Origin of the sequence: Caballeronia choica (assembly GCF_001544535.1) — a bacterium.
Classification (GTDB): domain Bacteria; phylum Pseudomonadota; class Gammaproteobacteria; order Burkholderiales; family Burkholderiaceae; genus Caballeronia; species Caballeronia choica.
This window is the reverse complement of the sequence record NZ_FCON02000306.1, coordinates 1-4568: the sequence shown is the minus strand read 5'-3', so window position 1 is coordinate 4568 and position 4568 is coordinate 1. Positions and strand designations below refer to the sequence as shown.

General features: G+C 58.6%; 7 protein-coding genes. 2 read left to right on the top strand and 5 right to left on the bottom strand.

The window, feature by feature from the left end:
• The coding region (locus tag AWB68_RS42890; protein ID WP_143282036.1) for an integrase core domain-containing protein at positions 1–386 on the top strand (386 nt) is incomplete at its 5' end.
• Between the two features lie 66 nt (positions 387–452).
• Here the strand turns inward: AWB68_RS42890 and AWB68_RS42885 are convergent.
• The gene (locus AWB68_RS42885; RefSeq protein WP_087650174.1) at positions 453–770 is read right to left on the bottom strand and encodes a hypothetical protein; all 318 of its coding nucleotides are present in this window, start codon (positions 768–770) and stop codon (positions 453–455) included.
• Positions 771–1135: 365 nt separating this feature from the next.
• Here AWB68_RS42885 and AWB68_RS42875 point away from each other — a divergent pair, with 365 nt between their 5' ends.
• A complete protein-coding gene (locus tag AWB68_RS42875) occupies positions 1136–1951 on the top strand; it encodes a CBS domain-containing protein (RefSeq protein ID WP_087650173.1) in 816 nt (271 codons plus the stop codon).
• A gap of 481 nt (positions 1952–2432) precedes the next feature.
• Here AWB68_RS42875 and AWB68_RS42865 read toward each other — a convergent pair whose 3' ends face one another.
• The 4 genes from AWB68_RS42865 to AWB68_RS47735 all read right to left on the bottom strand — a co-directional run bounded on the left by AWB68_RS42865 (position 2433) and on the right by AWB68_RS47735 (position 4445).
• A complete protein-coding gene (locus AWB68_RS42865; protein WP_125483267.1) occupies positions 2433–2675 on the bottom strand; it encodes a hypothetical protein in 243 nt (80 codons plus the stop codon).
• 262 nt (positions 2676–2937) lie between these two features.
• Positions 2938–3135, bottom strand: a complete 198-nt coding sequence (locus AWB68_RS42860; protein WP_125483266.1) for a hypothetical protein — start codon at positions 3133–3135, stop codon at positions 2938–2940.
• Between the two features lie 237 nt (positions 3136–3372).
• Positions 3373–3759, bottom strand: a complete 387-nt coding sequence (locus AWB68_RS42855; RefSeq protein WP_087650169.1) for an IS3 family transposase — start codon at positions 3757–3759, stop codon at positions 3373–3375.
• 101 nt (positions 3760–3860) lie between these two features.
• Positions 3861–4445 (bottom strand): hypothetical protein, encoded by a 585-nt coding sequence (locus AWB68_RS47735; RefSeq protein ID WP_125483265.1) that lies wholly within the window; start codon positions 4443–4445, stop codon positions 3861–3863.
• Positions 4446–4568 lie beyond the last annotated feature (123 nt).

Genomic DNA, 4568 nt, shown 5'->3' with positions numbered 1-4568 from the left:
GGTTCGCCGCCTTGCAGCCGATCGCACAGGGACTGCTGGGTGAATTCGGCGGCACGGGTGCCGAGGTTGGTCGGGGCTTGACGCTGCGCATGGATCACGGTTCGCAGTACACGGCCGATGACTTCCTCAACCAGGTCAGGTTCTGGGGCGTCACGCCGAGCTTCGCCTTCGTCGCCGAACCGCAAACGAATGGCGTCGCTGAGCGCTTCAACCGGACGCTGAAGGAACAAGCCATTCACGGTCGCATCTTCAGGAACCTGGAGGAAGTTCGGGCCGCGGCCGTCGAGTTCAAAGATCGTTACAACCGTCATTGGCGTCTCGAAAAACTGGGCTTTATGTCACCCCATGAAGCCCGTCACGCAGCCACCATGAAAGAGGCCGCCTGAGTTGCAAACCCGTGTCCAGACAATCCGAGCCGGTACATCGATGCCAAGGGCCGGCCACGCGGTCATCTAGATCTCGCCGACCGTATCGATCAGGTCTAAATCGGCCTCAGCAATCAGAAAGGATGCGCTGTTGCTCACCCGGCTGACATTCTTGTTCCCTTCGTTAATCGCGGCCCGCATCGTGTCTGTCGGCGGCTGCCCTCCCGCTTTAGCCACACTCACTTCAAGAAAAGCCCCTCGCAGATCGTTGAGGGCCATAATCAGGTCACGATATGCCTGCGCAGTGGCCTCGCGCGCGCGCGGATGAATACGCGAGAATGCATAGATGGTGCCGATGGCCGCACCGATAGCCGCACCGATCGCGACCGCGATTGCTTCTGTCATTCTTCTTCTATCTCCATGTTCGTAATTGCACCGCCTGAAGCCCGTGTGGAGCCCCTCTCTCCGGCGGGGCTTTCTTTTGATCATCGTTACGCCGGAGGACAACTCGCCTCGCCGTCGCCGTCCATGAGCGAAATAAGGCCGGGAAAATAGATGTCGCACCGCTCGTGTACCGCCGCCGTTCTTTGCGGACAGTTCGCGATCTCCGCGCCAAGGTCCGTCATCCGGAAGTCAGCACCAAGCGTCTCCACCAGCCGGGCCAGATGGTAGCGCCCGCGCCGATCGCAGCGCGAGCATCGTACGAGCGACCTACGTCTGCGGCTCTACAATCGTGCATTATCAATTTTCACCTAGAGGCGCGTGTACCGATGGCAAAAGAGCCGCCGCCGCCCCTGCGCCCACTCAGCGCGGATGAGCGCGTGTTTTACCGTGACGAGCTGCGAGCTGCCCGCTACGCCGCGCTCGCGGACTCCGAGAGCTTTACGGAAATCTGTTTTGTCATCGAAGCGCTCGGACTGCGCCTGCAGGGCAGACAGGAGGCCATGGGGGAATATAAAGAGCGGATCGCAGAGTGTGGGCAGGGTTCACCGCTGTTCGGACTTTTACCGCAGACTTTTCCGGCGACCTTCAAGACGTTCGATGCACTATACCGGACAGTCAAACAGGCCCGTAACGACGCGATGCATACTGGGGCATATGCCCGACACGCAACTGAAGCAGCCATCGAGCTGTGCATCGGACTTGAAGAGGCCTTGATGACGAACGGCAAACCCGGCGTGGGCGACGTAATGGTCAAGTCGCCAATCACGGTCGAGCCATGGCAGCCCGTGGCGCACGCAAGACAGTTGATGCTCATGCACTCTTTCTCATTCCTGCCTGTGCGGCTCAACAACACCTGGCATCTCATATCGGAGCTCGGCCTCGCCCGATACCTGAACGTCAGCATTAAAAGGAAGGCAGAACGCTTGGGAAAGTCGATCGACGCTGCCGTCGAAGATGGGATGGAGTTGAAGGATGTCCATCCGGAAGCGATCCTCCGCGCCACGGACTCGACGGACAAGGCGCTCGCCGCAGTGCCCGGGCAAGACGGCCCCTCCCTCTGGCTCGTCGTCGAGACCCTTTGCATCGACGGAAAGGACCAAACGCGCCTCGCAGGCGTGTTGTCTCCGTTCGAGCTCATGTAACCGGCGGTCGATACCAGCCTGCACCGCCTCCAGTCACGGTGAGCGAGCTGCACTCATGAAATCTCACGAGTGCTGGGGACGGTGGGGCGGTCTCATTGCCGGCGCGACTGGCTAGGAAGCAATGCGTTTCTTCGCGCGTGCGCATCTGCGATCTGGAGGCAGGTGATTTTGGCAATGGCAAGGCGCGCGCGGCACATCAGGTGATCGCTTCATCGCTACGCTTCTGCCGGCGAACAACCCGCGTCGTCGTCCATGGTCGCAATCAGCCCGGGGAAATAGACGTCGCACCGCTCGTGTACCGCCGCCGTTCTTCGCGGACAGTTCGCGAGCTCCGCACCGAGATCCGTCATGCGGAAGTCAGGCCCAAGGGCCGTTATCAGTCGCGCCAACTGGTAGCGGCCGCGCCGATCGCAGCGCGAGCACTCTACCGAAAGGTGGCTTGCTCGCGCGGCCACGTCTCCGAGCGTGACGGCGCCGTTCGTCATCCCTGCTGCTGCTTTGCACGAGTCGAGTCGAGCAGTGCCGGATTCGCTGGTGGTCCTGCCAGCAGCGCATTGCGCGCGAGACGTGCGATATTCGGTAGGCTCGTGGTGGTGCCGCTTTCGGCGATATCCGAGATCATGCGCAGCGCTTCACGCAGGCGACGGTTGTCATGCTCAAGGTGGGCGTTTCGGTCCAAGTGGATCTTCGAAGAGAGTCGATGCGGGTGGGTCATGTTATTCAAAAAGTGTCATTTGCGCATCGCGGGCGTCCCGACACCTGGCGCCCAATAGTGTTTCCCGTCCTTGTCGAAGGACCACACGTTGCTATTCTCGCGGTGGCTGCGCTCAAGGTAGTTCGGTCCTTCGGTCAGCAGGCGAACGCGTTCCTTGGCGCGATGCCGGCGGTGCCATGCTGCTTTGTCGGCGGCTTCGCTGGTGCTCGTCGTGTGAGCGAAAATCGGTGTTTTTTTGCGGCTTCGGCTCGTGGCGGTAAATCGGATGGCATCAGACGAAGTGCCGCGCGACCAGAACGGCGCCGAGAAACAGAGCACCCCAGGCTACGAACGTCGCGACGTCGCGAACAAACGGCATCCACTTCGGCTCATTCTGCTGACGCTCGATGTCGTCCAGCAGTCGATCATTGATGCGCCGCATCTGCGCGCTCCACTCCTCCCGGGTTTTGGTTTCCATCGACAACTCCATGGGGCTGTTTCTCGGTAGTGTCCGGCGCGAAGCCAGCCGCAGGATCGCGCGGGCTGGCGTCGTTCCAGTTCCTCGACACGTGCGCGCAGCTCGTCAATCTCGCGCGCCATGCGGCGGTGCTCGTCGAGCTCCAGGATGCGCTGGTCCATCTTCGAAACCCGGTCATGCAGGACGCCAATCGTACCAGCGAGTTTGTCGACGTTGTCGGCGAGCGCTTGCACAGTTTGTGTGAGCCGATCAGTGCAAGCGTCCACGCTGCCGAGGCGCGTATCGATCCTGCCGTTCCTTGCGCAGCAGCTCGTTTTCCATGACCAGCTCGCCAATGCGCCGGGTCGCCTCACCAAGCCTGGCCTCTAGCGGATCGTACTCGCGCTCCTTCATGCCGGCATCAATACCGGCCAGGGCACGCTCGCGCCATTCTTCGAGCCGGTATATCGGCACCGATACCTCGCGCGAAATGGCATCCACCGGCTCGCCGCGCAATAGCCGCAAGACGACTTCTTTCTTCCGGTTCGCTGACCACCGCTTCACTTCGGCGGCCGCGCCGGGGGCGCTTCCAGTCGCGCTACGCGCTCTTTCCACCGCCCCCGGCACAACCTCAGTGACATTCGACTTCTTCAGCATGTTCAACTCCGTTTCCAGACACACTTTTACCCCAAATTCGTGTCCAGAAAAATCGGAGGCGGTTCATGTGAGGGTCTATTTACGTTCAAATTTTGTAGATTTTATGGCTCGACCGCCTGCAAAAAATTGAATCCGGATCTTCCTTTGACGATCTTAAAAAATGCAGAGATGGATTCTTCGTGGCCAATAATTGGCCAGTGGTATGTGGCTGTAATCTCTACGTTGGGAATATCTGAGTCCCCGCTTGAATAAAGTGCACATGACTTGGTATCGGATGCACCAGGTTCTAAAACGGAAATTGGCGAAATCGTCCTCCTGCTTACACTCAGGCTTCCAATGTATGTGTGGCCTGCGCGTCCTAATCCGCACGAGAAAGTCATGCCGTATACAGGTGTGTGGCCGATGTTTTTTACCAAAAACTGGGTGGCAAGAGGCTGCTCTGGGTCGAGGTTGATGCCAGGGTCTATTGTTATTTTTGGTGCTATAAGAAAGTAAAAACCGATGATGGATATTGCTGGTCCGACTACTGACCAGAATATTTGCCATAGTTTCCATATTTTGAATTTTTTTGGAGGACCCGCCGGTAGATCCTGCATACCTTTCCCGTTTGGCTGGATATTTTGCTTTAAGCTTACCGTTTGATTTTTTTTGCCATGCCGGCTTTTTTGGGGGGGCCTAGCATTCATTGCGTTCTCTCAAGTTTTTCCTTGTTGGTGCATTGTGCCCTAACGGCATGTCGTTATACACAACGTCGCTGTCGCGCCACGACAGCGAGAAAGCTCGTTTACTTTCAATGACATAGAGCAGCG